The sequence below is a fragment of the Arthrobacter sp. NPDC057013 genome (assembly GCF_042674585.1).
GTDB lineage: Bacteria > Actinomycetota > Actinomycetes > Actinomycetales > Micrococcaceae > Arthrobacter.
In genome coordinates this window covers 82210-108657 of sequence record NZ_JBHUSE010000003.1, presented here as the reverse complement: position 1 = coordinate 108657, position 26448 = coordinate 82210, and the positions used below count along the sequence as shown (strand labels likewise).

Sequence of the window (26448 nt, the reverse complement as noted above, 5' to 3'; positions counted from 1 at the left end):
CGCCGGTTCCGGTGCCGCCGCCGCCTGAAGCCGGGGTCGCAAAGGAAGCCGCCGGGGCTGCGGGGCTAGCGAGCCGCAAGGCGTCCCAGCAGCTGGTCCAGCCCAAAGCGTTCTTCCAGCTGGGCCCGGTTCAGCTGCCCGTGGTAGTGCTCCTCCAGCAGCGGCATGAGCTCGTACTTCCAGATCCGGCGCAGGCCGGCGGGCGTCTGGGCGGCCTTCTTCATGAAGTAGGACGGCCCGATCATGAGGTCGCGGTCCCACTCATCGATGGCTTGGTTGAGCGCGTCCAGCAGCAGCGCCGGCGTGGTGTCGAGCTGCCGGGCCTCCAGGAACCTCAGCAGCGAACCCTTCACCGGTTCGGTCTGCGGATGCAGTTCGATGAAGGCGAAGCGGCGGCGGATCGCGGCGTCCATCATCGCGATGGACCGGTCCGCGGTGTTCATGGTGCCGATGATGTACAGGTTGTCCGGGAGCGTGAACGGCTCGTTGGGGCTGTACTGCAGGTAGATCCGGTCATCGCGGTATTCCAGCAGGAAGTACAGCTCTCCGAACACCTTGGCCAGGTTGGCGCGGTTCATCTCGTCGATGATCAGGAAGTACGGCTTCGACTCGTTGCCCGGCTTCGCGGCTTCCTCAGCGAGCCGGCGCAGCGGCCCGGCCACGAGCTTGAAGGAAACCTGGCCCTCGTCGGTCTTGTCCGGCCGGTACCCCTCGAAAAAGTCCTCATAGGCGTAGGACGGGTGGAACTGGACGAGCTTCACCCGTTCGTCGGTGCTGTCCTGCGCCAGCTCGGCGGCCAGATGCTTGGCGAGGTAGGTCTTGCCGGTTCCCGGCGGGCCGTACAGCACCAGCTGCCGGTTCTCCTCCAGCAGGTCCGCGATCTCCTGCAACGGCTCCACCTCCATGTGGAGGGAGTCCGCGAACTCGCGCGTCACCGGGCGGAAGCCGCCCAGGACTGGGAGGGCGACGGTGGCCGGCGACGCCTCGGCGTCGGGCTCGGTTTCCGCCTCGGCGGGCAGCAGCGCCTGCAGCGCCTGCACCACGCGGGTGACGTCGACGACGATGCCCGGGGTGGCCAGCTGGCGCTGGATGTGCCGCGGCAGGTCGGTCACGGCGTGGGCTTCGTCGAACCAGCGCACCTTGCGGCGCATCCGCCGGTTGTCCCCGTTGTGGTCCGGCTCCCCCAGCACGACGCCGATCCGGACGGCTCCGGCGTTCTGGTACAGGGCGAAGTCGCCCGGCTTCATCACGGTCAGGAAGGCGAAGACGGCAGTCTTGGTGTCCTCCCGCTCCACGTAGCCGAGGTGCTTGTAGTCCTCGTCCACGGCGTGCTGGACCAGCCCGGCGGTAACGCCGGCGTCGAGCAGGCGGAGGTGTTCGACGTCGAGCGTCACCTTCTCCTCTGCCTGCCAGGCAGCGAGGAGTTCGGTGTTGTCATGGTGGGTGCGCAGCAGCCAGGCGCGGCGGCCCGGGTCCCCGACTTTCCGCCACTGGCTCACCAGCTGCCGGGCGTACCAGTCGATGCGCTGGCCTGCCTGCTCATCCAAGTGCAGGCGGATGCGGCGGATGTCAGCGGTGATTTCCTCCTCGCTGTCCCCTTTGGCGCCGCCGACGAGGGAGGCGAAGGCGTCCCTGATCTCCTGGCGTTCGATGTCCGCCACGACCGGCTCGAAGTAGCTGGGCCAGGCCAGGTATTCGATGCTGCGGCGGATGGCGGGCTGATCATCGGGAGTTCCGGCCGCCAGCATGTGGAAGGCCAGCGGATCCTTCAGGGCCTTGCCGATTGCGGCTGTGGACTGCCGGTCGACATGATGGACGAACCGGCAGAGCCATTTCAGGTGGTCCCAGATGGTCCAGTTGAACTCGGCGGTCCGGTCCCGGATGACGCCGTGGTCGGTCATGCCCTTGTAAAGCTCGTCCGGGAGCTCCAGCGGCGGCTCGAGCCATGATGCTGCCTCGGCGACCCGCGCCCGCTTGACCTTGAGCGACTTGACCTCGTGCGCCAGCGGCAGGGACTGCAGAAAGAGGAGCTCCACGGCCAGCTGCTTCGCGGACGGGGACGCGTCCGCCAGGTTGTGCCGCAGGTTGGTCATCATGGGCGCCTTGGCGTCCGCGACTCCCCGCTCAAGGCGTTCCAGCAGTTCCGCCGCAGCCTCTGCCGTCCACGTCTGCGTGCGGCCGTCCAGCGCCGACGGCCTGCCCTGCAGCCCGGCGCCGAGTACGAACCACGCGGCGTCCTCGATCTCTTTGGAGACTCCGAGGGCGCGGTGCATGGCAGGCTTTGGGGCGGGGGTCATGCGGTCAAATTTACAGGGTAAACCTGAGCGCCAGCACCATGACCAGCCCGGTAACTACTTCCGCGTATCGCCGGGCAGTCGCTTCCGGCCGAAGGCGAAATAGCAGCCCGGGCCGATGAAGTTGATGAGCGTGGCCAGCCGCCAGAACATCTTGGGGCCACGGATCTGCTCTGCCGGACGGCGTGAAAGATCGCGCTGGGCCGCGGCGAGGAAGGTGAGCTGCGCGGCTCCGATGACGATGGTGCCGATGCGCGCAGCAGGCGGAAGTTCCTTCCAGGATTTCTTCTTGCGTGCCATTTTTTTCCTTCCCAGGTTCCTCGTTCCCATGGTCAATGCTCCTTGCGCTCGGTGAAGGGCTCCAGCAGCTGTTTCTGCTTCGGCGTCAGCCGCTGCACCCTCCCGGTGGCTTCATCGACAAAGGCCAAATGGCTTGAGGCCTTCACACAATCGTCGCCAGTTACGGGGTCCTGCACAAGGTAGTGAATGTCGAAGCTCGCGCCCTTGACGGCGCCCACCCACACCTGGACCGCTGCGGGGATGTTGCGGTATTCGAGGGTCTTCACGTACCGGATCCGATGGTCCACCACGAGCGCCATGGTGCCCTTGGGAACGTCGTTGAACAGCGACACGTGGGGCTCGATCCCGGGCAGCCCGGCGCCGGCGGGCGGGCCGAAGGCGGCGATGCGCGCCTCCTCCAGCATGCGGACGATCTCGACGTTGTTGATGTGCCCGTAGGCATCCATGTCCCCCCAGCGCATGGGCACGAGCACCTCAATACGCCGGGGGTCCCAGTGGCCTCCCGGCGTCGCGGCGGTCAGCTGTGCACCGCCGTCGAATCATCCACCGGAGTTTCTTCGGCATCCGCGCCGGCGAACTGCGACATGTACAGCCGGTAGTAGGCGCCTTCGGCGGCGAGGAGGGTCTGGTGGTTGCCCTGCTCCACGATCTTGCCGTTCTCCATGACCAGGATGGTGTCGGCGTCACGGATCGTCGAGAGGCGGTGCGCGATGACGAAGCTGGTCCGATCCGTCCGCAGCGCGGCCATGGCCTTCTGCACCAGGAGTTCCGTGCGGGTATCCACCGAGCTGGTCGCCTCGTCCAGGATGAGCAGCGACGGGTTGGCCACGAAGGCGCGGGCGATGGTGATGAGCTGCTTTTCGCCGGCGCTGACGTTGTTGCCCTCTTCGTCGATGACGGTGCTGTAGCCGTCGGGCAGGGCCCGGACGAAGCGGTCCACGAACGTGGCTTTGGCCGCTGCCATGACCTGGTCCTCGGTGGCGTCCAGGTTGCCGTACCTGATGTTGTCGTAGATGGAGCCGCCGAACAGCCACGCGTCCTGCAGCACCATGCCCACCTTGGAGCGCAGCTCGGCGCGGCTCAGCTGGGTGACGTCCACGCCGTCGAGCGTGATGGAGCCGGAGTTGAGTTCGTAGAAGCGCATGACCAGGTTCACCAGGGTGGTCTTGCCCGCGCCGGTGGGTCCTACGATGGCGACGGTGTGCCCCGGCTGCGCGGTGAAGGACAGGTTTTCGATCAGCGGCTTGTCCGGCGAGTAGCTGAACGTGACGTCCTGGAACTCCACGTGGCCGTCGGTCTTGGCCGGCAGGTGCTGCGTGGCGGTCTCGGCGTCCTGCTCCTCCGCGTCCAGGAACTCGAAGACTCGCTCGGCGGATGCCACACCGGACTGCAGCATGTTGGCCATGCCCGCCATCTGCCCCAGCGGCTGGGTGAACTCGCGCGAGTACTGGATGAAGGCTGTGGCGTCACCCAGGCTCATGCTGCCCGAGGCAACCCGCAGGCCGCCCACCACCGCGATGCCGACGTAGCTGAGGTAGGAGACGAACTGCATGACGGGGAAGATGATGCCGGACACGAACTGCGCGCCGAAGCTGGCCTTGTACAAGGCCTCATTGCGCTCCTCGAAGCGCTCCAGCATGTCAGCCTCGCGGCCGAACACCCGCACCAGGTCATGCCCGGAGAAGGACTCCTCGATCTGGCCGTTCAGCTCACCGGTGTTCTTCCACTGCGCTGCGAACAGCTTCTGGCTGCGCGCGCCGATCACGCCGGCGGCAGCACCGGACAGCGGCAGCGCGATGAGGGCGATCAATGCCAGCTGCCACGAGACGATGAACATCATGATGACGATGCCGAGCACAGTCAGCACCGAGCTGATGAGCTGGGCGAACGCCTGCTGCAGCGCCTGCTGGACATTGTCGACGTCGTTCGTCACCCGGGAGAGCACGTCACCGCGCTGCCGGGTGTCGAAGTAGTTCAGCGGCAGCCGGTTGAGCTTCTTTTCCGTATCGTCGCGCAGCTGCCGGATCACCTTCATGACGATCCTGTTGAGGACGTACCCCTGCAGCCACAGGAAGATGTTGGCCACGAAGTACATCAGCAGCACAGCAGAAATCAGGACTGTCAGCTTCTGGAAGTCGATGCCGGTTCCGGGCACGAGCTCCATCCGGGAGACCATGTCCGCGAAGTTGTTCTGGCCCCGTTCCCGGAGCCCCTCGACGAACTGGTCCTTGCTGACGCCGGCGGGCAGCTGCTTGCCCACCACGCCGCCGAAGATGACGTCCATGGCCTGGCCCAGCACCTTGGGCGCAATGACGTTCAGGATCACCGACACGATGACCATGCCCACCACGACGTAGATGCCGGCGGCTTCGGGTTTCAGCAGGCCCATGAGGCGCTTGGCGGAGGGCCAGAAGTTCTGGGCCTTCTTGGCCGGCATCGCGCCGAACATGCCGCCGTCGGCCTCGCCCGGCTTGTACTCCTCCTCGACGAAGTCGTCGTCCTCGAGGACCGGCGCTTCTGTGGCGGTCTGGCTCTGAAGCTTCTCGGCGCCCTGGCTGGTGCCCTTCTTGTCGGCGCTCATGCCACTTCCTCCACGCTCAGCTGGGACTCAACTATTTCCTGGTAGGTGGGCGACGTTTCGAGGAGCTCCTCGTGCGTGCCGCGGTCCACGATCCTGCCGTTGTCCAGCACCAGGATCCGGTCCGCTTCCGTGATGGTGGAGATGCGCTGCGCGACGATGATGACGGTGGCGTCGGCGGTGGTGCGCTTGAGCGCGGCGCGCAGCCTGGCGTCGGTGGCGACGTCCAGCGCGGAGAAGGAGTCGTCGAACAGGTAGACCCTGGGCCTGGTGACCAGGGCTCGCGCGATGCACAGGCGCTGGCGCTGGCCGCCGGACACGTTGGTGCCGCCCTGGGCGATGCGGGACGCGAGCCCGTTTTTCTTTTCCTTCACGAAACCGTCGCCCTGGGCCACATGCAGCGCATCCCAAAGCTCGTCGTCCGAAGCGTCCGGCTTTCCAAAGCGGAGGTTGTGCTCAATGGTTCCGGAGAACAGGTAGGGGCGCTGCGGAACCAGGGCAACGCGTTTGGTGATCTCCTCCCGGTCCAGCTGGCTGACGGGAACGCCGTCGAGGAGGACCTCGCCGTCGGCGACGTCGTAGAGCCGCGGCAGCAGCGACAGCAGGGAGGTCTTGCCGGCGCCGGTGGAGCCGATAATGGCCACGGTCTCCCCCGGCCGGGCGGTGAAGCTGATGTTGCTCAGAACCGGGGCCTCGGCTCCGGGGTAGGCGAACGTAACGTTGCGGTACTCCACCACGCCTTCCAGCTGTCCCGGGCTGACCGGCTGCTGGGGGTCGTGGATGGACGGTTCGACGTCGAGCACCTCGCCGATGCGGTCCGCGCAGACGGACGCGCGCGGGATCATCATGGCCATGAAGGTACCCATCATCACTGCCATGAGGATCTGGAGCAGGTACTGCAGGAACGCTGTCAGGGAGCCGACCTGCATGTCGCCGGAGTCCACTCGCTGGCCGCCGAACCAGAGCACGGCGGCGGTGGACAGGTGCAGGATCATGCCGATGGCGGGGAACATGAGGACGAATAAGGAACCGATCTTGAGCGATACGTCCGTCAGTTCCTTGTTGGCCTGGCCGAAGCGGTCCGTTTCGTACGGTTCCCGGACGAAAGCGCGGACCACGCGGATGCCGATGATCTGCTCGCGCAGGACCTCGTTGATGCGGTCGATCTTCTTCTGCATGGAGCGGAACAGCGGCATGAGGCGCACCACGATGTAGCCCACCACCACAATGAGGATGGGGACCGACACCCAGACCAGCCACGACAGGTTGATGTCCTCGCGCAGGGCCATGATGATGCCGCCGATGCACATGATGGGCGTGGAGACCATGAAGTTCAGGCCCATCAGCACCAGCATCTGGACCTGCTGCACGTCGTTGGTGCCCCGGGTGATGAGGGTGGGCGCGCCGAACGCGTTGACGTCCTTGGCCGAGAAGCTGGTCACCTTGCGGAAAACGCCGCGGCGGAGGTCTCGGCCCACGGCCATGGCCGTCTTCGATCCGAAGTAGACGCCGGCGGTGGCGGTGCCCACCTGAAGGAAGGCCACGAGGAGCATGACGGCGCCGGTGCGCCAGATAAAATCGGTGTCGCCGCGGGAGACGCCCTCGTCAATGATCTGGGCGTTGAGGCTGGGCAGGTAGAGGGCCGCAATGGTGGATGCCAGCTGGAATGCGATGACAGCCAGGATGTACGGCAGATACGGTCTGGAATAACGCCGTATGAGGGTGACGAGCATGCTCACGGATCCTTCGGGAGTGCGCCAATTAGTTAAGAAAAGTAGTAGCAGATGGGTATGACAGCCCAAGCCTTCCAACTCTACGAAATCCGTTGCCCGTGCGAAACGTCGCAGCCGAAGATCATCCCAACGGACGACGCCGGCTCCCGCACCCGGGCGCGAACGTACAGTCCAGCACCCGGGCGCGAACGGACAGTCCAGCACCCAGGCCGGGCTCCGCCGTCGTACGCCCCGCCCCCTCAACTGGAGTTTTTGTCCAGATAATGCCCTCCGGGAGGGATTTAGCGGCCATTCTCTGGACAAAAACTCCGTCTGAGCGGGAGGCTACTCGCCGCGGTGCTTGCCGTGCGAAGCGATGTAGTGCGCGGCGGCGCTCTGGAGTTTGCGCTCCTTGGCCAGCCGCCGGCTCAGTGCCTTCAGTTCGGCGCTGACCCGGGCCTGCTCCTCAGCGAGCATCCGCTGCTGCTCAGCCTGCCGTGCGACGGCGTTCAGTGCGGTGGCCAGCTGAAGCTGCTGCTCCGCGAGAAGCCCTTGGGTTTCCTGGATGAGCGGCACCAGGTCGGCCGGCTTGTTGTTATGCATCTCAGCCAGCATGGTCCGCGCCCGCGCCGGCGGTTCGTTCATCGGCATGACCGGTTCCGCAGTCCGCTGCCGGCCGGGGTAGGCCGGCGCCTTGGCGTCGTCGGCAAGCTGGCGGGTCAGCACTTCGGCGAACTCACGTTCGAGGTCGTCATCGGAGTAGTCCGTGCCGGCCAGCGTGGACTCTGGTGCGGACTCCGCGGCGGCCGCGGCAGCAGCCTCCGGGCGGATATCGACCGTCCGGCGCAGCGGCTGTTCCTTGATCAGGAGCACGGCTATGAGGGCAATAACCGCGATGGCACCGGCAATCAGGAAGATCTCGGCGGTGGCATCACCGTATGCGGCCCGCATGATGTCGCGGATCGGGGCAGGCATGTCGGCCAGGTCGAGGCTGGCTCCGGACGAGCCGGAACCTGCCTTGATGCCGGCGTCGGCAAGGCCCTGGACGGCCAGTTCCTTGACCCGGTTGCTCATGATCGCACCCAGCACAGACACACCGATCGCGCCGCCCACGGAGCGGAAGAATGCCACGGACGCGCTGGCCGTGCCGATGTCGCTGGCGCTGACAGTGTTCTGAACGGCCAGGACGAGGTTCTGCATGAGCATGCCTAGCCCGAGGCCCAGGATCGCCGTGAAGATGCCGGACTGCCACAGTTCCGTGCTGTGGTCCATGGTGCCGGCGAGACCCAGGCCGCCGATCAGCAGGACCGAGCCGGCAATCAGGTAGCGCTTCCATTTGCCGGTGCGGCTGATGAGCTGGCCGGAAAGCACGGAGCCGATCAGGTTGCCGGCGATCATGGGCAGGGTCAGCAGGCCCGCCTCGGTGGGCGTTGCACCGCGTGCCACCTGGAAGTACTGGCCAAGGAAGGTCGAGGAGCCGAACATCGCCACGCCCACAGCGACCGAGGCCCAGATGGCCAGGGCGGTGGTGCGCTCGGAGATGATCTTCAGCGGGATGATGGGCTGTTCAACCTTGGATTCCACCACCACGAGCAGCGCCAAAAGCACGACGCCGCCGCCCACCATCAGTGCCGACTGCCAGGACCACCAGTCGTAGTAGTCGGGGTTGCCGGCGAACGACACCCAGATGAGGAGCAGGCTGACGCCGGACGTGAGGAGGATGGAGCCGAGCCAGTCGATCCTGGCCGGCCGCTTGACGTGCTGGATCTTGAGGGTGATCTGCAGCAGGATGAGGGCGACGACGGCGAGCGGCACGCAGACGAAGAACGTCCAGCGCCAGCCGAGCGGGCTGTCAACGATGAAACCGCCAAGCAGCGGCCCGCCAGCCGTGCCGACGGCCATGACGGCGCCCATGTAGCCGGAGTACTTTCCGCGGTCGCGGGGCGGGATCATGGAGCCGATGATCGCCTGGGCCAGCGCGGTCAGACCGCCCATGGCGATGCCCTGGACAACGCGGGCCGTCAGCAGCAGCGGAATGGTCTGGGACAGGCCGGCCATGACTGAACCCGCCACGAAGATCACAATGCTGAGCTGGACCAGGACCTTCTTGTCGAACAGGTCAGCCAGCTTGCCCCAGATCGGGGTAGTGGCCGCGTTGGCCAGCAGCGCCGCGGTGATGACCCACGCGAAGTCCGTCTGGGTGCCCTTGAGCTCGGACATGATGGTGGGCAGCGCGTTGGCCACGATGGTGCTGCTGAGAATCGCGGTGAAGAAGGCCGCGAGCAGCCCGGTCAGTGCCTCCATGATCTGCCGGTGCGTCATCGGCGCTTGGGGTGGATGGGCCGAAGGGCGTGACGTGGCCGTCCCGGAGACGGCAGCGTGGCTAGCCAATGAACTGCTCCTTGCGTTTGGTGGTGACTGTGCTGGGGCCGGCCGTCGTTGCCCGGGCGGAGTCCCGGAGGGATTCCGTGAGTTTGGAGAGTACTTTCGCCGTCTCCTCGGCGTCCTGCTGGCTCCAGTTCTGCAGGAATTCCTGCAGCGTGGCCACGCGGTGTTCCTCGATCTCGACGAGTTTGGCGCGGCCCGTGTCGGTGAGGGCCACCAGCTGCGCCCTGCCGTCCTCGGGGTCGGGCCGGCGGTGTACCAGCCCCAGTTCCTCGAGCTCCGCGATGTGCCGGCTCAGGACGGGAGCGCTGACGCCCAGCCGTGCGGCTAGGTGGGTGGCGCGGGATTCCTTCTCCCCCACAAACCGGAGTACACCCTGCAGGGCGATTCCCGCTTCCAGGCCGCGCGAGTTCGAGATGGCCACGCACCGGACGGCGCGCTGGAGGTCGAAGATCTGCCGCACGAGTTCGGCCGCGGTATTTGGCTCAACTGCCATAATGAAACCCCTTATTGCTTGCCTTAGGCAACTATAACAATAAATGGTTGCTTTAGGAAACTAAGCAATGTGGGGCCCCGGGGCTACGTCCTTAAACACGTCCAGCGCGAACTGGCAGGTAATGCCCTCAAAACGGGGGTTTGAGGGCATTAGCTGCCAGTTCGCGCTGGGGTAGTGCTTATCTGTGCGTTCGTGCTCGGGGCTCTGACCGGAGGCGGGCGGGTCAGGCGTCCGGGCCGTTGCGGGTCACGCGTCCAGGTGCGTGGGGGCGAACATCTTGAGCAGTGTTTCGACGACGACGACGTTCGGGCCGTCCGCGGCGAAGCCCGCCTTCAGGGCGTCCCCCACGTTCTCAGGTGCAACCCGGGTGGCCGGCACGCCGAAGGATTCGGCCAGCTTCACGAAGTCCGGCCGCGCAAGCTCGGTGGCGGTGGCCTTACCGAAGGCACCCACCATATACTCGCGCAGGATCCCGTAGCCGCCGTCGTCCACGATCAGCCACGTGACGGGCACGTTGTGCTGCTTGGCCGTGGCGAGTTCGGCGATGGAGTACATGGCCGAGCCGTCGCCGGACACAGCAAGCACCCGGGCCGACGCCGCGGACTTGCCCACGGTCTCCAGGCCCACGGCCCCGCCGATGGCCGCCGGGAAACCGTAGCCCAGGCCGCCGGCGCCCTGGGCGGAATGGAACTGCCCCTCGCGGGCGTCCCAGCAACTCCAGCCCCAGTACGCCGAGATGGTCATGTCCCAAAACGTCTGCATGTCCGCCGGAACGGCCTCTCGGATATCAGCCATGAACTTCAGTTCCTTGGCGAGGTCCTGCGATTCCAGCCGCTCCTTGACCTTACGCAGCGACTCCCGGACGAGGTCCTCGGGCGAGGTTCCATGCCAGTCGGGGCGGGCATCAGCGGGCACCATCAGCGACGCGTCCAGGGCTGCGAGCGCCTGGCCGGCGTCGGCGCGGATCCCCAGGCCGGGCCGGTTGGACTCCAAAACCCGCGGTTCGGCGTCGATCTGGATGATCCGGCCGCGCGGTTCGAACGTGAAGTAATTGGACGTGACCTCGCCAAGCGAGGAGCCGATGACCACCAGGACATCGGCGTCCTCCAGGAGGTCCGTCATATGCCGGTCCTCGATCCAGGACTGCAGCGACAGCTCGTGGTTCCACGGGAAGGCCCCGTTGCCGCCAGGCGTGCAGATGACCGGTGCCCGCAGTTTTTCCGCGATCGAGAGCAGCGACTTTTCCGCCCGGCCCCGGCGGGTTCCGCCGCCGGCGATGATGGCGGGACGCTCCGCCGTCGACAGCCATTTCACGGCTTCCCGGACAAGCTCGACGCGCGGCGGGTTGTCCGCCGCTTCGGCCAGCGCATCCTCGACGGGCGGCACCATGATGGGGTCCAGCAGCACATTCTGCGGGACCTCCAGCCACACGGGACCCTGCGGCGAGGAGATTGCCTCGGTCCAGGCGTCCTGGATGGCGGACGGAATGCCGGAGGCGTGCTGGATCAGGCGCTGGCTCTTGGTGACGTTGGCCGCCGACGCCTTCTGGTCATCCAGCTGGTGCAGCATGCCTTTCCGGCGGGCCCCCAGGCCCTCGAGCGGGATCTGGCTGGCGACCACCACCATGGGCACGCCGGTGGCGTAGGCTTCCTGCAGCCCGGCGAGCGATGTCAGCGCGCCTGGTCCGGTGGACAGGAACAGCACGCCCACCTCCCCCGTGGCCCGCGAGTAGCCGTCGGCGGCGAAGGCGCTGTTGTTCTCCACGCGGGAGGACACGAACTTCAGGTTGCCCCGGCCCATCGCGTCGAAGAGGCCCAGCGCATGCTGGCCGGGGATGCCGAACACTGTTTTGGCGCCGAGCGCTTCGAGGGTTTCGACAACGAGGTCGCCGCCGTTGCGTACACCGGCCCCGGCGTCCGCCCCAACAGCAGCCGATGCCGCGGGAGCAGCTGCCCCTGCGGGAGCCGAAGCCGCGCCGGACTCGACGGCGGTCACTGGGAGTACTCCCCCACGGCGGCACGGACAGCGCCATTGTCGGCCGGCGCGGGCGAGGCTGCCGCGAACCCTGCCGGACGGCGGGCTTCCCGGCCCAGCGCCTGGGCGGCGTAACCGTTCTCGGTACCGAAGCGGTCGCCGGCGACGGTGTTGTCCGCCATCAGGGTGACGAGCTCGTAGGCCACGTGGCTCGCGGCAACGCCGGTGATCTCGGCATGGTCGTAGGCCGGGGCAACTTCGACGACGTCGGCGCCGACGAGGTTCATGCCGCGGAAGCCGCGGATGATCTCCAGCAGTTCACGGCTGGTGATGCCGCCGGCTTCCGGCGTGCCGGTTCCGGGGGCGTGGGCGGGATCCAGGACGTCGATGTCCACGGAGATGTACAGCGGACGGTCACCGATCCGGTCCCGGACCTTCGCAACAGTCTCAAGGACGCCCTGGTAGTAAACGTCAGCGGAGGTGACGATGCCGAACCCGAAGCGGTGGTCGTCGTCGAGGTCCTTCTTCCCGTACAGCGGGCCGCGGGTGCCGATGTGGCTGATGGCCTCCGTGTCCAGAATGCCCTCCTCCACGGCACGGCGGAACGGTGTGCCGTGGGTGTACTCCGCGCCGAAGTAGGTGTCCCAGGTATCCAGGTGGGCGTCAAAGTGCAGCATTGCGATGGGGCCGCCGGCACGCTCGGCGGCGGCACGCAGCAGCGGCAACGCGATGGTGTGGTCGCCGCCCAGGGTGAGGAGCTTGCTGCCTCCCGCCGTCAGGTCGAGGGCGTTCTGCTGGATGGTTTCGATGGCCTCGTTGATGTTGAACGGGTTCACGGCCATGTCGCCGGCGTCGGCCACCTGGCAGTTCTCGAACGGGCTGACGTCCCACGCCGGGTTGTACGGGCGGAGCAGCCGGCTGGCTTCACGGACGTGGTTGGCGCCGAAACGGGCACCGGGGCGGTAGGAGACGCCGGAATCAAAGGGCACGCCCACCACGGTGATGTCAGACTTGGCCACCTGGTCCAGGCGCGGCAGGCGGGCATAGGTTGCGGCCCCTGCATAGCGGGGAATACGGGATGAATCGATGGGGCCAAGGTTGCCGTTGGCTTCGATGCGCAGCTCTTCCAAAGGGACGCCTCTCCTTCGAGGATCGAGGGTGGGTTGTGACAGCCATCATACACTCGAAGTTGTCTAATGTGCACCGACTGTTTACTCGATTTCGGAAAGGAAGGCACAAAAAACCCGGACCGCCCAGCAGGGCGGCCCGGAGAGTTCCAAAGATCGCTACCGGCTCGCGGCCGGCACCAGCACCCACAGAACCTCGACGGGCTCGTCGGTCGGGTTGACCCAGGTGTGGGGTTCCCGGCCGGGGAAGGTGACGGTATCGCCGCTGGTCAGTTCATACTCCTCGTTGGTGAGGATGAGCTTAATGGTCCCCTTGATCACGTGCAGCACGTCGACGTCGCAGTCAACGGCATAGAGCTCCGACTCGCCGCGGCCCCGTGGGTCGATGACGGCCTGGATGATCTGCACGCGCCGCTCGGACCGCGCAGTCAGCAGCCGCTCCACGATCCCTTCCCCGCCAAGGGAGATGCGGGGGCCGGAATCACGCTTGGTCAGGTGGGTTTCGGGCGCCGCGAACAGGTCGCCAATGGAGATCGACAAGACCTGACACAGGGTGACCAGCGAGGCTACGGACGGCGAGGTGAGATCCCGCTCAACGCGACTCAGGAAGCCCTTGGTCAATCCGGTGGCATCGGCCACCTGCTCGATGGTGAGCCGCTGTGACTGGCGCGCGGCACGGATTCTTGAACCGATGGCAACCGGAACATTGCTCGGCTCAACTGGTAGTGCCTTCATTTACGAACCTTTCACGGCCGGCCGCCCGGCCCCATCATTGGAGTCATATTATCGGCCCGGCCCTTCTGTGACGCGGGGCAACCCGCGTCACGGAGCTTTGCGTCTTGACTGTTACTCGAATCACAGCCTACGCTTTGATGCAACAAGTGTTGCTTGTAAAACAACTCCCACGAGGAGACGCCCAGCAAGGCACCCAGCGTTCCCCCAGATTTCCATTCAGTGCAGCGCCATCCGGCCAACCCGTTTCCGGCTCGGACCGCAAGCTGCCAAAGCTCCAAGGATCCCCAAATCATGGACGCAAGTTTCGTCAATATCGCCATCGTGGTGGTCTACCTGGCCGCCATGCTGGCCTTCGGCTGGTGGGGCAAGTCCCGCACCAAGAACAACAGTGACTTCCTCGTGGCCGGCCGCCGCCTGGGCCCGTTCCTCTATACGGGAACCATGGCAGCCGTCGTGCTGGGCGGTGCCTCCACCGTCGGTGGCGTCGGCCTCGGCTACAAGTTCGGCATCTCGGGCATGTGGCTCGTGGTGGCGATCGGCGCGGGTGTCCTGCTGCTGAGCCTGCTGTTCGCGGGCACCATCCAGAAGCTGAAGATCTACACCGTCTCCCAGATGCTGTCCCTGCGCTACGGCAGCCAGGCCACCCGGACCTCCGGCATCGTCATGCTCGCATATACCCTGATGCTCTGTGCCACCTCCACCGGCGCCTACGCCACCATCTTCGTGGTGCTGTTCGGCTGGGACCGGGCACTGGCCATCGCCATCGGCGGCGCCATCGTGCTGGTGTACTCCACCATCGGCGGCATGTGGTCCATCACCCTGGCCGACCAGGTCCAGTTCGTCATCAAGACCGTGGGAATCTTCTTCCTCATGCTGCCCTTCACCCTCAACGCAGCAGGCGGCCTGGACGGCATCCGGAGCCGTGTTGAGGCAAGCTTCTTCCGGATTGACGGCATCGGCGTCGAGACGATCATCACCTACTTCGTCGTCTACACCCTGGGCCTGCTGATCGGCCAGGACATCTGGCAGCGTGTGTTCACCGCCAAAACGCCACGGGTTGCCCGCTGGGGCGGCGCCACCGCCGGCATCTACTGCATTCTCTACGGCGCGGCCGGCGCACTGATCGGCCTCGGCGCGAGGGTGGCGCTGCCCAACATCGACGTCGCCACCCAAGGCAAGGACGTTGTGTACGCCGAGGTGGCCCAGAACCTGCTGCCCATCGGCATCGGAGGCCTGGTGCTCGCCGCCGCCGTCGCGGCCATGATGTCCACCGCGTCCGGCGCCCTGATCGCCGCCGCCACCGTGGCGCGCGCGGACGTGCTGCCGTTCGTCGCCGGCTGGTTCGGCAAGACCATCAACACGGACGATTCCGACAACCCCGAGCACGACGTCAAGGCCAACCGCATGTGGGTGCTTGGGCTGGGCATCGTGGCCATCCTGATTGCCATCATCACCAAGGACGTCGTCGCAGCCCTCACCATCGCGTACGACATCCTGGTGGGCGGCCTCCTCGTGGCCATCCTCGGCGGTCTCATCTGGAAGCGCGGCACCGGCATCGCGGCCGCGGCATCCATGGGAGTCGGTTCCGTCGTAACGCTCGGCACCATGATCATCCTCGAGATCAACGCCAAGGAACCGCTGGAAGGCGTCTTCGCGAACGAACCGGTCTACTACGGCCTGCTCGCCTCCGCAGTGGTGTACGTGGCAGTGTCGCTGCTGACCAAGCCCACGGACCCCGCGGTCATGAGCCGCTGGTACCGCCGGGTGGCCGGCAAGGACACCGAGGAAGTGCCCGTTTCGGCCACTGTCCGGTGACCCCGGCACTGATGTCCCGTCCGCTGATGCGGCGGCTTTAGAGTACGACGACGGCGGTGCCTCCCAGCGCGGGGAGGCACCGCCGTCGTGGTCCCCGCCCGCTCCCTTCCCTCGCAAGTCCACAGCGGCTCCCAGCCTTCGCAGGCTCAGGCAGGGACACTCGCCGATATGGCTCCACGGCGAGGGAACCCGGCGGGCGTGGGCCCAGAATTGGGTTACAGCGCGAGGGAACGGTTCACGCCCTAGGCTTCGTAGCTTTCGTCCGCACGGAACTCGTCGTCCCCGTCCCGCGGGACTACGCGTTCGTCGTCGTCCACGGCCTCGGAGTTGGCGGGAACAACCCGCTCTTCAGAATCAAGGAACTCGTCTTCCGTATCCCAGTCTTCGTCCACCGGCGCGTCCTCGGCGAAGTCGTAGGCGGGATCGGATTCGATGGTGTTGCGGGTGTCCGGCTCGGGGCGCAATCCGTTGGTGTTCATCAGGCAGACCTCCGTGTGGTTGGACTTCCGTACCCGCCGTCGGCCGGGCACATTTTCATCAGATCACCGTGGGTGCAGGCGGTCAAGGGCATCTGCCCAGACCGGCTGCATTGGCTCCGGCGGCCGGTGTCATTGAGGTTTCCCTAAACTTTTGACTAAGGGTTACCGGCCGAAAACCCGCGGAAATCCGGGGTAAAGTGGGCGATGCAATGGGGCCGCAGCACGTCCCATCTACCCAGGAGTTCCCGTGTCTCAGCACGCAAAATCTGACCCCCACGCCGGCGGCAATGCGTCCGCCCCCTCCGCCTCACCCAACGGCCGCGCGGACCTCGCCGCGGCTTCCAACACCGCGGCCTCCCGGCCGGAACCCAGCGCCGCGGACATCAAGCGCTGGCGCCAGTACCTCGCCGACGAGCGTGCGGAGGCTGCCGTCTACCGCGACCTCGCGCAGAACCGCACCGGCGAAGAGCGTGCCATCCTTTTGGCCCTCGCCGAAGCCGAAGGCCGCCACGAGGCGCACTGGCTGAAGCTGCTGGGCGAGCACGCCGGCAAGGCCCGGCACGCTTCCTTGCGCAGCCGTTTTCTGGGCTTCCTCGCCCGGCACTTTGGATCCGTGTTCGTGCTCGCGCTGGCGCAGCGGGCCGAGGGCCGCTCCCCCTACACCAGGGAACCGTCCGCCACCCCGGCAATGGCAGCCGACGAGCAGATCCACGAGGAAGTGGTCCGAGGCCTGGCAACCCGCGGCCGCAACAGGCTGGCCGGCACGTTCCGTGCCGCCGTCTTCGGTGCCAACGACGGCTTGGTCAGCAACCTCTCGCTGGTCATGGGCATGGCCGCAACCGGCGTCGGCAGCGGCGTGGTCCTGCTCAGCGGCATCTCCGGACTCCTGGCCGGCGCGTTCTCCATGGGCGCCGGCGAATTCGTGTCAGTCCGTTCCCAGCGTGAACTGCTGAACGCAACCCGTCCCACCCAGGTCACGCTGGTGGCGGCACCCCAGCTGGACATCGAACACAACGAACTCCTGCTGGTCTACCTGGCCCGCGGCATGTCCCGGGAGGCCGCCGAACACCGCGTGGCCGAGCGCATGGGCCTCTTCACGTGCGACTGCGATCCGAGCCTTTCGCTCCATCCCGAGCTCCCCGAGACCGAGGACGAGCACCAGGCCGTGGGCACAGCCTGGGGCGCTGCGCTCTCCAGCTTCTGCTTCTTCGCCTCGGGCGCCATCGTGCCCATCATTCCGTTCCTTTTCGGCATGACCGGGATCGGCGCCCTCATCGTGGCCGCAGTCCTGGTGGGCATGGCGCTGCTGGCCACCGGCGGCACCGTGGGCCTGCTGTCCGGCACGTCGCCGCTGACCCGCGGCCTGCGGCAGCTCGCCATCGGCCTTGGTGCGGCCGGCGTGACCTACCTCCTGGGCATGGCGTTTGGTGCTGTGATCGCCTGAGCCACGGCTGACTGGTTGGCTGGCTGGCTGGCTGGGCCGGTTTCCTGCGCTGGTTCGCGGAACTGTAAAGTGGGTCTGTTTGCCTGATGCCTGTTTCCCTTGTGGGAGCGCCGCGGCAGAGGAATGCCGTGAAAGGGGTGCAGTGGAGGGTCAGGAGCCCGGGTCCAGTCAACGCCGGCACCGGCACGAGCCGCGCCACTCGGGTCCGGCCACCGCGGCCGCGAGGTTTATCCGCCGTCTGATCGTGCTCGCTGCCCTCGGCTGTGCAGCGTTCCTGGCTGCCGGAACGGCCTACGGTGACCCCCGCTTCGCCGGTGTGTTGAACTTCCGCATCGGCTCCGGTGACCAGTCCTCGTCCCGGCAGGAGGGGGCTGGGCAGGATGCGGCCGGTCCCGATGAAACCGGTCAGGATGGGACAGGGCAGGATCCCGCCGGGCAAGCGGGGCAGCCCGGACACAGCCCACAAGCTGGCGGGGCCGAGGCAGGCAGGACCGGAGAGCCCGGCAGTTCCACGGGCGCACCGCCGCCGGGCCTCGAGGAGGCGGCCACTCCCCTCGGCACGCCGGCACCGCCTCCGGAGCCCAGCGACTCCTACAAGTTCCTCGCCGTGAACAGCGACGGCTCTCCTGTGGGCTACTCGCCGTGCCGTCCGCTGCACTATGTGGTGAATGCCAGCCTGGCGCCGGAGGGCGCAGCCGGACTGGTTCCCCTGGCGATCCGGGAAATCTCCCGCGCCACCGGCATCCAGTTTGTGGACGACGGCGCCACCAACGAGCAGCCCTCGGACCAGCGCGACCCCTACCAGCCCGAGGCCTACGGTGACCGTTGGGCGCCCCTGCTGATCAGCTGGACCACGCCGGATGCGGCTCCCAAGCTGGGCGGCAAGGTTATCGGCACCGGCGGCAGTACCCACTACAGCTACGGGAACGGTCCCAAGAGCTATGTCACCGGCAGCTTGGAACTCGACGCCCCGCAGATGGCTGTTGAGCTTGAGCGCCCCGACGGCACTGCCTACGCCACCGCCGTCATCCTCCATGAACTGGGCCACGTGATGGGGCTGGAGCACGTCAGCGACCCCATGCAGCTCATGTATCCGGAGATCGGCGCGCCCGACGGCGTCGCAGCTGGCGACCTGAACGGCCTTTATCTGCTGGGCAAGACACCCTGCCGCAAGGACCTCTAGTTCACCCGCCGAGGACCGCGAGCGCCTCGTCCACGCTGTCCACCAGGAAGATCCGCTGCTCCATGGCCCGGCCCGCCGCGAGGCTTTGCAGCATGGGCCAGGCCGGGAACCGCTGTTCCCAGTGCTCCCTGCCTACCAGCACCATCGGGGTCATGGCCTCCGGGGCACCGTAGTAGTTCTCGCAGGCATCCTGGAATATCTCCTGCACCGTACCCGCGGCACCCGGCAGGAACACGATCCCGCCGTTGCAGACCTCCAGGAGGATGGCCTCGCGGACGGCATTGGCAAAGTACTTGGCGATGTGGGTGGCGAAGTAATTGGGCGGTTCGTGCCCGTAAAACCAGGTGGGAATGCCGAGGGACGCGGTCCCGTCCGGAAAGCGTCCGACGACGGCTGCCGCGGCACGTGCCCACGCGGACACCGAGGGGCGGAAGCCGGGGACGGCAGCAAGCTCCCGAAGCACGCGGTGGAAATCGTCGTCGTCGGCCCTGCTGAGGTAGGCACCCAGGTTCGCCGCCTCCATGGCTCCGGGGCCGCCGCCGGTGGCCACCAGGTGGCCGCGGCGGGCCAGGAGCCGGCCCAGCGTGGCGGCGGCGGCGAAGCCGCCGGTCCCCCGCTGCAGGGCATGGCCTCCCATGACCCCGACGATGGAACGCCCTCCGCTGTTAAGTGTGCGGACGAATTCCTCCAGCGCGTCGCCGACTGCGTGGTCATGCAGGGCTGCCGCGAGCGTGGAGTCGAGGCGGTTCCGCTGGCCCGGCCGCATGCTCCATTGGTAGACCAGGGCGTCGGGGGTCTTCTCGTACGGCTCATCGACGATGCCCGAGTACAGCTCCTGCGGGGTGTAGAGCCCGGCGCGGTACGGATTGAAGGGGACGCCGGTGAGCCGCGGGAAGATCAGTGCGCCCCGGCTGCGGAGCGAAGCCTCCACGCCCGGGTCGAAGGTGCAGCCCAGGAAAACCGCGCCCTCGGCGTCCAGGGCTGCCAGGGCGGTGCCCCGTCCGCGCAGGTCCAGCGACTGGGCGTGCCAGCCGTGCATGGCCCTGGCCCCCGCGCTCACCAGCCGGTCGAACCTTGCGATGCTGTCCACCTCAAGGGTCCGCGGGCTCGGGTTCAGGCTGCCGGAGGGATTCATGCTGCCCAGCCTAGGGCAACACACACCGCCTAACGCCGATGTGCCCCGCAGGAATCCCGGCGGGGCACATCGGATGAATCAGGAACGGGTCAGGGCCCCGGTTAGGAAACCTGGAGGCCGCCGTTGATGTCGTAGGTGGCGGCGGTGATGTAGCCCGAGTCCGCACCCAGCAGGAAGGAGATCAGCGCAGCCACTTCCTCGCGCGTACCCACCCGGCCCATCATGATGCCCTCGGACATCTGGGCCTTGCGCTCCTCGGTCAGCGTGCCACCCATGATGTCGGTGTCGATCGGACCGGGGGCAATGGCGTTCACGGTCACGCCGAACTCACCAACTTCGCGGGCCAAGGCGCGGGTGAAGCCGATGATGCCTGCCTTGGAGGCGCTATAGGCCACCTTGGAGTAGGTTCCGCCGCCGCGCTGGGCGGAGATGGAGGAGATGCTCACGATTCGGCCGAGCTTGCGCTCGATCATTCCCTTGAGCACCCGCTGGGACACCACGAACGTGCCGCGCATGTTGATCGCGAAGACCTTGTCCCATTCGGCAACCGTGGTTTCCATGAAGGGCGTCGGGGAGCTGATACCGGCCAGGTTGGCAAGGGCCACGATCGGCGGCAGGGATGCTTCGATCTCCGTGATCGCCCGGTCCACGGATGTTTCGTCGGAGACATCGGCGCCCACGCCGATCGCCTTCACGGCGCGGTTGGACCCGATCTCCGCGGCGGCGGCCTTCGCGTCCTCGGCGTTGATATCCAGGATTGCGATGGACCAGCCTTCGCTGGCCATGCGGTCAGCTGCTGCGCGGCCGATGCCGCGGGCCGACGCTGCGCCGGTCAGCACAACGGTGCGCTCTGCGGGGAAAGGGGTGTTTGAGCTCATTGCGGGTATTCCTTCGGGTGGTTCTCGGATGGGTCTTTAGTGGTTGGCCGGAGTGCCTGTGGCGGCCTTTACTGCCGGATCCAGCGCCGCATCACCTTCGGGGCGCCTGCGGGCATAGAGGTAGGTGGCCACAGCCGTGACGCACAGGCAGAAGGAGAGGAAGAGCAGGCCGCTCTGGTTATTTCCGGTGGCGTCCTTCAGCAGGCCCACTGCGTAAGGAGCGACGAATCCACCCAGGTTACCCAGTGAGTTGACCATGGCCAGGCCGGAGGCTGCGGCTGCGCCGGTCAGCGCTGCGGACGGCATGGACAGGAACGGGGCAATGGCTCCGTAGATGCCCATGGCCGAGGCAGTCAGGGCGACGAGTGCCAGGACCGGGTTGACCGGGAGCAGGTAGCCTGCCGCGAGCAGGCCCAGGCCGGCCAGCACCATGCTGACGGCGCTGTGCCACGCGCGTTTGCCGGTCCTGTCAGCACGCTTGCTCCAGAAGTAGACGAAGACTGCCGCCACTGCGTACGGGATGAGGACAATGAATCCGACCTCGGCCGTGGAGAACTCGCCCAGGGCTGCCACGATGGTGGGCATCCAGAGTCCGAGGCCGTAGATGCCACAGACCAGGCCGAAGTAGAGGGCCGAGTAGACGATGGTCCGCTTGTCCTTGAGGCCGGCGAAAAAGTTGTGGCTGCTGCCCTTGGACTTGGCTGCCAGCTCGGCGTCCATGGTGGTGGCGAGCCATTCGCGCTCGTCGGTGTTGAGCCACTTGGCATCACGCGGGCGGTCCGTCATCAGGAAGGGGGTCAGCACGCCCAGCAGGACGGCGGGGATGCCTTCAATGATGTAGAGCCACTGCCAGCCGTGCAGCCCCAGAACGCCGTCCATCTGGAGGAGCAGGCCGGACACGGGGGCGCCGAGTGCGTTCGAGATGGGCTGGGCCAGGATGAAGATGCCCAGCACGGTGACGCGCTGTGCGGCGGGGAACCACAGGGTCAGGTAGAAGAGGATGGCGGGGAAGAAGCCGGCCTCGGCGGCGCCGAGCAGGAAGCGGATGATGAAGTAGGTGGATTCGCCGTTCACCAGCGCCATCGCGGCTGCGAAAATGCCCCAGGTGATGAGGATGCGGGCCAGCCATTTACGGGCGCCGAACTTGTACATGCCGGCGTTGCTGGGGATTTCGAGCACGGCGTAGCCAAGGAAGAAGATACCGGCGCCGAGTCCGTAGGCCGCGGCGCTCAGGCCGATGTCCTCGCTCATGGTCAGTTTGGCAAAGCCGACGTTGTTCCGGTCCAGGTACGCGATGAAGTAGAGCAGGACTATCAGGGGCATTACGCGGCGGCGGACCTTGCGGAGCGTGCGGTCTCCAAGCTCGCCGAGTCCGGAGGACTTTGTGGTTAATGAAGTCATCATCGACCTTCTGTCTGGCGGTTCCCGGCCCTGCGGCTTTGCGGTGGGAATCCGCTGCTTGTCTTTATGGGGGTTCTGTCCGTTTTCAGTGAGTAGATCTGATTTATCTGATGTCAGACATCTGATGGAAGAACATGACCAAAAGCATAGGAGGGTGACGAGCATTACGTCAAGACGCAAGAAGTAGATACGGAAGGGAGGGGCGCAGGAAGACCCGGCGGCTAGGAGCGCTGGCCGTGAACGTAGCGCTCGTAGTCCTCGAAGGTCTGGTCCATGTGCTCGTCCATCGCCTTGCGCGCCAGCTCGGAGTCGCCGGTGAGGATGCTCTCCAGTACGCGCTGGTGGAATGCGATGGCGTGGCGCTGGATCTCCTCGATGGCCGAGGTCTCACGGCGGGCGCGGTAGAGGGACTGGCCGAGCTGGGCCAGAAGGGCGCGGACAAAGGGGTTGCCTGAGGCCTTCAGAACGGTGTCGTGGAAGGCAATGTCCGCCGTCACGAACCCGTCAAGGTCGCCGGTCTGGTGATACCGCTTCATGTCCGCGATGGATGCCCGCATCTCCTCGGCATGCTCGGGGGTATGGCGACGGGCGGCGAGCGCGGCGGCGCCCGTTTCCACCATGCGCCGGACCTCGATCAGGCCACGGGAGACCTGGTCGTCCGCGTTGCCGTGGGAGGCCGCCTTGATGATGGCGTCCAGGCCGGTCCAGTTGTCTGCCGGATTGACGAACGTCCCGCGGCCTGCTTTGACGTACAGGATGTTCTGGGCCCGGAGCGCCTTCAGGGCTTCGCGTGCAGTGAGCCGGCTGACGTCGTATGCCTTGGCAATGTCGGCTTCCGGCGGCAACGCGTCGTGCGGCTTCAGCCTGCCGTCCAGTATGTCGTCCAGCAGACCGTCAACGAGGTCGTCAACAAGTGTCCTGCGCCCCACCGACTGCCCTACTTTCGCCTTGCCCAATGCTCCCAACACTACCGAAACCGGGCCAGACGCAGTAAAAACGGCGCGAAGTGCGTCAGCGCGTGGCCTGGGCGCCCGTAACGTGCGTGTCCAGCCTGGCGAGCGTCCTGTCGATATTCTCCGGGTGGCGGCGCAGATAGCCCGCCAGACGGAGCAGGAACCTGCCGCGGACATGGCGTGCATCCCACTGTTCGGTGATGAGGGTACCGGGTACACCGTTGCCGTCAACGGCCGGCTCCAGCAGGTAACGCCACACATGCCCGTAGAAGTGGCGCCAGGCGATCCGGCGCCCCTCCTCGAACTCCGTGACGGTGTTGAGGATTTTGTAATTCACCCGGATATTCATTTCCATGCCGAACTTGGCCCCCGGTCCAAGCCGCCCCGGGCCCCTTGGCTGGGCGCCCCTGACGGTGCCCGAACCGTCGATTTCGCTGTGCAGTGCGGGCGTGGCCAGGACCTCGAAGATCCGGTCCGGCGCGGCGGCGATGAAGCGGTCGCGGGACACCAGATATCGGCTGCTCATCCGCCCAGCCTAATCGCCGGATATGGGGCAGAATTTGAGGATGCAGAATTCAAAGCGGAATTCAGGAACAGTGCAGACCCCAAACGCAGCGCAGAACACGGACACAATGCCGGCCCCCGACGCAGCGCCTGATGCAGACGCGACTCCGAGTGCGGCGCCGGGCGATGCGCGCCGGCCGCGGATCGGCATCCCCGTCCGGCTGAGCAGCTCGGCGGACCCGGACCCGCGGGTGGCCAAGGCCAACAGCCTCTTCGGCTGCATTGTCAGCCTCATCCGCGACGCCGGCGGAGAACCTGTGCTGCTCACCCCTGAATCCGTGGAGGGGCCTCCGGGGGCCAGCCTGAACGGCGCACCCGCGGGCGGAACCTCCGACGGCGGAACCTCCGACGGCGGCAAGGCGCCGGACGCGCCCAAGGCGCCGGACGCGCCCGAGGCGCTTGACGGCGTCGTACTTCCCGGCGGCGGCGACGTTAACCCGAGGCTCTACGGCGAGGAGCCGGGGCCCTCCCTCTATGACGTCAACACGGAGCAGGACCGGCTGGACATCGCGGTGGCGCGTCGCGCGCTCGATACCGGCACGCCGGTGCTGGGAATCTGCCGCGGCCACCAGCTACTCAATGTCCTCTACGGCGGAACGCTGATCCAGGACATGACGCCGGGCACCGTGCCGCACCGTCAAATCCCGGCGGCGGCCAACCGGCCCTGGGTCTGGCACGAGGTAACCATCACCCCGGGGTCCAAGGTGGCGAAGATGTATGCCGCCGTCGAAAATCCGGAAGCCGGCGGGACGGCGTCCGCCAGCGCCGGTGATGCAGCCGAGGGCAAGGCAGCGGACGATGCAGCGGCGGGTGACACGGCCGCCGTCGAGGTCAAGATCGCCTCCGGCCACCACCAGGCCGTGGACCGGGTGGCGCCGGGGCTGCTGGTAACCGCCGTGGCGGATGACGGCACAGTGGAGGCGCTGGAGGACCCCGAGCGCTGGGTCGCATCGGTGCAGTGGCACCCGGAGGCCCTGGAACTGACCGAGGAACAACGGCTTGCCCCCTTCCGGGTGTTCGTGGAGGCCTGCCGCACACGCTGACTGTCAGGCCCCCGCCCGGGGCGCCCTGACAAGCCGCATTCTCAATTTGCCGCGTTCCTTGACTGGCGGCGGCGCCCTGCTATGATCAAAATCGGAGTATGTCCTAACAAACGGACATGCACTGACATACAGGCTTCTGGACGCAGGAACCTGCAGCACAAAGGGAGCACTCAATGGCGAACCAACTACGCCTCAGCATCGACCGCTCGTCGCCGGTGCCGCTGTACCACCAGGTCGTCCAGGGCATTGAAGCTGCCATCCACACCGGCCTGCTGGAACCCGGGAGCCGGTTGGAGAACGAGATCGACCTCGCCGCCCAGTTGAACCTCTCGCGCCCCACCATGCGCAAAGCCATGGACGAACTGGTCCGTTCCGGGCTGCTCGTCCGCAAGCGGGGTGTCGGCACGCAGGTGGTGTCGAGCCAGGTCCGCCGCCCCCTTGAGCTGTCCAGCCTCTACGACGACCTGACCAACAACGGCAGCAAGCCCACCACCGAGGTGCTCACCTTCGCACACGTCGAAGCCGACGCCGCCACCCGGGAGGCCCTGCACCTCAGCGCCGGAGCCAAGGTCTACCACTTCACCAGGCTCCGGAAGGTAGGCGGCAAACCGCTGGCCCTCATGGAGAACTGGGTGCGGGACGACATCACGCACATCGACGAGGAGCTGCTGAAGACGCAGGGCCTCTACAGCATCCTGCGCAGCGGCGGCGTCAACTTCCGGCTGGCCACGCAGCGCATCGGCGCAATGGTGGCCAACGACTACCAGGCTCCGCTCCTGGAGACCGAGGCGGGCTCAGCCCTGGTGACCATGGAACGCACCGCCGTCGATGACACGGGGCGGAATGTGGAAACCGGACACCACGTCTACCGCGGCGACTCCTACAGCTTCGAAATGACACTGGTTCAGCGCTAGCAGCAGTCCAGCGCCAGCACGCAGACACGGCTTCAGCGCAGGGGCGGCGGCAGGCCTTGCCCTTGCGCGGGCCGTCGCGCGCCGGACCGACCACAACCTCCGAAAGGGACACGAACAATGGCCGAATGGGTCTACCCCCTGGGCAGTGCAGCCGAAGGCTGCTGGGACGTTTCGCTGGGAACGTCCGACTCGAAACTTGCCGTGGAAGGCTGGGAACACACGGGACTGAAGGTGGCCACGCTGGCCCCGGGCGCCGTCGTCGAACTCCCGCCCGCGGCTGAAGAGCGAATTGTCATCCCGCTGAGCGGGGCGTTCACGGCGTCCGTGGACGGGCTGGACTACCCCCTGGCCGGGCGGGCCAGTGTGTTCAGCGGCCCCACCGACGTGCTGTACACCGGAACGGACAAGGCGGTGACCGTCGCATCGTCCGACGGCGGCCGGGTTGCCATCGCGACGGCGCCCGCCAAGGTCCAGTACCCCACCCGCCTGATCACCGCGGCGGAGACGCCTGTGGAGCTTCGTGGTGCCGGGAACTGCTCGCGCCAGGTGCACAATTTCGGCACCCCCGCCGCGCTGGAAGCCGACCGCTTCATCGTCTGCGAAGTCCTCACTCCCGCCGGCAACTGGTCTTCCTACCCTCCCCACAAGCACGACGAGGAGAAGGAGGGCGAGACCCAACTCGAGGAGATCTACTACTTCGAGACGCGGGTGGCCGCTGCCCCGGGTTCCGCCGGCGCGGGCGAGAAGGCGGACGCCATCGGCTACCAGCGGGTCTACGCTTCCGACCACCGGCCCATTGACGTATCGGCCGAGGTCCGCACGGGCGATGTGGTCCTGGTGCCCTACGGCTGGCACGGCCCGGCGATGGCGGCACCCGGCTACGACATGTACTACCTCAACGTCATGGCCGGCCCCGGCCGCGTGCGCGACTGGCTCATCAGCGACGACCCGCACCACGGCTGGGTACGCCAGACCTGGGACAGGCAGAACCTGGACCCACGGCTGCCCTTCGGGGCGTAGGCACTGTTCGCGGCCCTC

General features: G+C 66.7%; 22 protein-coding genes. 6 read left to right on the top strand and 16 right to left on the bottom strand.

What is annotated here, in order from left to right; all coding sequences use genetic code 11:
- Nucleotides 1-65 precede the first annotated feature (65 nt).
- The 10 genes from ACFTSA_RS06075 to ACFTSA_RS06030 all read right to left on the bottom strand — a co-directional run bounded on the left by ACFTSA_RS06075 (nt 66) and on the right by ACFTSA_RS06030 (nt 13601).
- The gene (locus ACFTSA_RS06075) at nt 66-2297 is read right to left on the bottom strand and encodes an McrB family protein (RefSeq protein WP_377950359.1); all 2232 of its coding nucleotides are present in this window, start codon (nt 2295-2297) and stop codon (nt 66-68) included.
- Nucleotides 2298-2351: 54 nt separating this feature from the next.
- A complete protein-coding gene (locus tag ACFTSA_RS06070) occupies nt 2352-2594 on the bottom strand; it encodes a hypothetical protein (RefSeq protein ID WP_377950358.1) in 243 nt (80 codons plus the stop codon).
- Between the two features lie 32 nt (nt 2595-2626).
- A complete protein-coding gene (locus tag ACFTSA_RS06065; protein WP_377950356.1) occupies nt 2627-3055 on the bottom strand; it encodes an acyl-CoA thioesterase in 429 nt (142 codons plus the stop codon).
- A gap of 56 nt (nt 3056-3111) precedes the next feature.
- On the bottom strand, nt 3112-5175 hold the full coding sequence (locus tag ACFTSA_RS06060) for an ABC transporter ATP-binding protein (protein WP_377950354.1): 2064 nt from the start codon (nt 5173-5175) through the stop codon (nt 3112-3114).
- The gene (locus tag ACFTSA_RS06055; protein ID WP_377950611.1) at nt 5172-6905 is read right to left on the bottom strand and encodes an ABC transporter ATP-binding protein; all 1734 of its coding nucleotides are present in this window, start codon (nt 6903-6905) and stop codon (nt 5172-5174) included. Before ACFTSA_RS06055 ends, ACFTSA_RS06060 begins: the two co-directional genes overlap by 4 nt.
- 324 nt (nt 6906-7229) lie before the next feature.
- Nucleotides 7230-9206 (bottom strand): MFS transporter, encoded by a 1977-nt coding sequence (locus tag ACFTSA_RS06050; protein WP_377950610.1) that lies wholly within the window; start codon nt 9204-9206, stop codon nt 7230-7232.
- Between the two features lie 61 nt (nt 9207-9267).
- The gene (locus ACFTSA_RS06045) at nt 9268-9765 is read right to left on the bottom strand and encodes a MarR family winged helix-turn-helix transcriptional regulator (RefSeq protein ID WP_377950352.1); all 498 of its coding nucleotides are present in this window, start codon (nt 9763-9765) and stop codon (nt 9268-9270) included.
- A gap of 246 nt (nt 9766-10011) precedes the next feature.
- Complete coding sequence (locus ACFTSA_RS06040; protein ID WP_377950350.1) at nt 10012-11760, bottom strand: thiamine pyrophosphate-binding protein; 1749 nt, start codon at nt 11758-11760, stop codon at nt 10012-10014.
- Nucleotides 11757-12869: an agmatinase gene (gene speB, locus ACFTSA_RS06035; RefSeq protein ID WP_377950348.1), complete on the bottom strand. Its 1113-nt coding sequence runs from the start codon at nt 12867-12869 to the stop codon at nt 11757-11759. The genes ACFTSA_RS06040 and speB overlap by 4 nt, the downstream gene beginning before the upstream one ends.
- Before the next feature lie 156 nt (nt 12870-13025).
- A complete protein-coding gene (locus ACFTSA_RS06030) occupies nt 13026-13601 on the bottom strand; it encodes a helix-turn-helix domain-containing protein (RefSeq protein WP_377950346.1) in 576 nt (191 codons plus the stop codon).
- A gap of 291 nt (nt 13602-13892) precedes the next feature.
- Between ACFTSA_RS06030 and ACFTSA_RS06025 the strand changes: the two genes are divergently transcribed.
- Nucleotides 13893-15416, top strand: a complete 1524-nt coding sequence (locus ACFTSA_RS06025) for a sodium:solute symporter (protein WP_377950345.1) — start codon at nt 13893-13895, stop codon at nt 15414-15416.
- A gap of 242 nt (nt 15417-15658) precedes the next feature.
- Here the strand turns inward: ACFTSA_RS06025 and ACFTSA_RS06020 are convergent, their stop codons facing one another.
- A complete protein-coding gene (locus tag ACFTSA_RS06020; RefSeq protein WP_377950344.1) occupies nt 15659-15895 on the bottom strand; it encodes a hypothetical protein in 237 nt (78 codons plus the stop codon).
- A 247-nt stretch (nt 15896-16142) separates the two neighbouring features.
- Between ACFTSA_RS06020 and ACFTSA_RS06015 the strand changes: the two genes are divergently transcribed.
- Both ACFTSA_RS06015 and ACFTSA_RS06010 read left to right on the top strand, forming a co-directional pair.
- On the top strand, nt 16143-17339 hold the full coding sequence (locus ACFTSA_RS06015; RefSeq protein ID WP_377950343.1) for a VIT1/CCC1 transporter family protein: 1197 nt from the start codon (nt 16143-16145) through the stop codon (nt 17337-17339).
- A 142-nt stretch (nt 17340-17481) separates the two neighbouring features.
- A complete protein-coding gene (locus ACFTSA_RS06010; protein WP_377950342.1) occupies nt 17482-18522 on the top strand; it encodes a matrixin family metalloprotease in 1041 nt (346 codons plus the stop codon).
- A gap of 1 nt (nt 18523) precedes the next feature.
- On the opposite strand, the gene ACFTSA_RS06005 is transcribed toward ACFTSA_RS06010, so the two are convergent.
- The 5 genes from ACFTSA_RS06005 to ACFTSA_RS05985 form a co-directional block, all read right to left on the bottom strand.
- Complete coding sequence (locus tag ACFTSA_RS06005) at nt 18524-19657, bottom strand: LOG family protein (protein ID WP_377950340.1); 1134 nt, start codon at nt 19655-19657, stop codon at nt 18524-18526.
- Nucleotides 19658-19758: 101 nt separating this feature from the next.
- Nucleotides 19759-20535 (bottom strand): SDR family NAD(P)-dependent oxidoreductase, encoded by a 777-nt coding sequence (locus ACFTSA_RS06000; RefSeq protein WP_377950339.1) that lies wholly within the window; start codon nt 20533-20535, stop codon nt 19759-19761.
- 36 nt (nt 20536-20571) lie between these two features.
- Entirely contained in the window at nt 20572-21939 is a 1368-nt protein-coding gene (locus tag ACFTSA_RS05995) for an MFS transporter (RefSeq protein ID WP_377950338.1), read from the bottom strand.
- A 218-nt stretch (nt 21940-22157) separates the two neighbouring features.
- The gene (locus ACFTSA_RS05990; RefSeq protein WP_377950609.1) at nt 22158-22865 is read right to left on the bottom strand and encodes a FadR/GntR family transcriptional regulator; all 708 of its coding nucleotides are present in this window, start codon (nt 22863-22865) and stop codon (nt 22158-22160) included.
- Between the two features lie 82 nt (nt 22866-22947).
- Nucleotides 22948-23415: an SRPBCC family protein gene (locus ACFTSA_RS05985; RefSeq protein ID WP_377950337.1), complete on the bottom strand. Its 468-nt coding sequence runs from the start codon at nt 23413-23415 to the stop codon at nt 22948-22950.
- Between the two features lie 40 nt (nt 23416-23455).
- On the opposite strand from ACFTSA_RS05985, the gene ACFTSA_RS05980 reads away from it, so the two are divergent.
- From ACFTSA_RS05980 to iolB, 3 genes are all read left to right on the top strand, one after another.
- On the top strand, nt 23456-24496 hold the full coding sequence (locus ACFTSA_RS05980) for a gamma-glutamyl-gamma-aminobutyrate hydrolase family protein (protein ID WP_377950336.1): 1041 nt from the start codon (nt 23456-23458) through the stop codon (nt 24494-24496).
- 173 nt (nt 24497-24669) lie between these two features.
- Complete coding sequence (locus tag ACFTSA_RS05975) at nt 24670-25410, top strand: GntR family transcriptional regulator (protein WP_377950335.1); 741 nt, start codon at nt 24670-24672, stop codon at nt 25408-25410.
- Between the two features lie 117 nt (nt 25411-25527).
- Complete coding sequence (iolB, locus tag ACFTSA_RS05970) at nt 25528-26430, top strand: 5-deoxy-glucuronate isomerase (protein WP_377950334.1); 903 nt, start codon at nt 25528-25530, stop codon at nt 26428-26430.
- Nucleotides 26431-26448 lie beyond the last annotated feature (18 nt).

Coding starts and splice junctions, on each gene's coding strand:
- ACFTSA_RS06070 (WP_377950358.1), bottom strand. CDS start 2,594: ATGGCACGCAAGAAGAAATCCTGGAAGGAACTTCCGCCTGCTGCGCGC.
- ACFTSA_RS06030 (WP_377950346.1), bottom strand. CDS start 13,601: ATGAAGGCACTACCAGTTGAGCCGAGCAATGTTCCGGTTGCCATCGGT.
- ACFTSA_RS06065 (WP_377950356.1), bottom strand. CDS start 3,055: ATGCGCTGGGGGGACATGGATGCCTACGGGCACATCAACAACGTCGAG.
- ACFTSA_RS06060 (WP_377950354.1), bottom strand. CDS start 5,175: ATGAGCGCCGACAAGAAGGGCACCAGCCAGGGCGCCGAGAAGCTTCAG.
- ACFTSA_RS06020 (WP_377950344.1), bottom strand. CDS start 15,895: ATGAACACCAACGGATTGCGCCCCGAGCCGGACACCCGCAACACCATC.
- ACFTSA_RS06005 (WP_377950340.1), bottom strand. CDS start 19,657: ATGAATCCCTCCGGCAGCCTGAACCCGAGCCCGCGGACCCTTGAGGTG.
- ACFTSA_RS06000 (WP_377950339.1), bottom strand. CDS start 20,535: ATGAGCTCAAACACCCCTTTCCCCGCAGAGCGCACCGTTGTGCTGACC.
- iolB (WP_377950334.1), top strand. CDS start 25,528: ATGGCCGAATGGGTCTACCCCCTGGGCAGTGCAGCCGAAGGCTGCTGG.
- ACFTSA_RS06075 (WP_377950359.1), bottom strand. CDS start 2,297: ATGACCCCCGCCCCAAAGCCTGCCATGCACCGCGCCCTCGGAGTCTCC.
- ACFTSA_RS06025 (WP_377950345.1), top strand. CDS start 13,893: ATGGACGCAAGTTTCGTCAATATCGCCATCGTGGTGGTCTACCTGGCC.
- ACFTSA_RS05985 (WP_377950337.1), bottom strand. CDS start 23,415: ATGAGCAGCCGATATCTGGTGTCCCGCGACCGCTTCATCGCCGCCGCG.
- ACFTSA_RS06045 (WP_377950352.1), bottom strand. CDS start 9,765: ATGGCAGTTGAGCCAAATACCGCGGCCGAACTCGTGCGGCAGATCTTC.
- ACFTSA_RS06055 (WP_377950611.1), bottom strand. CDS start 6,905: ATGCTCGTCACCCTCATACGGCGTTATTCCAGACCGTATCTGCCGTAC.
- ACFTSA_RS05995 (WP_377950338.1), bottom strand. CDS start 21,939: ATGATGACTTCATTAACCACAAAGTCCTCCGGACTCGGCGAGCTTGGA.
- ACFTSA_RS05975 (WP_377950335.1), top strand. CDS start 24,670: ATGGCGAACCAACTACGCCTCAGCATCGACCGCTCGTCGCCGGTGCCG.
- ACFTSA_RS06050 (WP_377950610.1), bottom strand. CDS start 9,206: ATGACGCACCGGCAGATCATGGAGGCACTGACCGGGCTGCTCGCGGCC.
- ACFTSA_RS05980 (WP_377950336.1), top strand. CDS start 23,456: ATGCAGAATTCAAAGCGGAATTCAGGAACAGTGCAGACCCCAAACGCA.